This window comes from Mesorhizobium sp. CNPSo 4684, from assembly GCF_057784315.1.
Genome location: NZ_JBWLUX010000111.1, coordinates 1 through 367, shown reverse-complemented (window position 1 = coordinate 367; position 367 = coordinate 1). Strand labels below are relative to the sequence as shown.

The following is a 367-nucleotide window of genomic DNA, read 5'->3' as shown; positions in this document are numbered from 1 at the left end:
TATCTCCGTTATCATCCGATGCCGGCTCTGCTCGCGGCGTCTGATCCTGAGCGGGCTTCACACCGCGCTTTTGGGCTCCCCAACATGCAGATCACCGAGGGCGAGAGCGCATGGCCGCACAAGGCCTCAATGAGCGATGTGAAGGCGATGCGGCTCAACGTGCCGGGCGAAATGCCTGAGCCGATGGATCCGTTTGCCACGCTCGAATATCTGAACAAAAAAGACAATTACGATATCACTGAAGCGGACCAGCAAATGATGGCGACCGGCGTGGGCCAGCTCATGGGCCAGTTCCTGCTCGACCGCAACGGCGTCGTTCGCTGGACGTTCTCCGAGGTTTACGATGGCGGCTTGGGCGCCCGCCCGA

1 pseudogene is annotated in these 367 nt (G+C 60.5%); it reads left to right on the top strand.

What is annotated here, in order from left to right:
* Positions 1-367: pseudogene (locus tag AC04SG_RS32920) on the top strand (AhpC/TSA family protein); the annotation flags it as partial.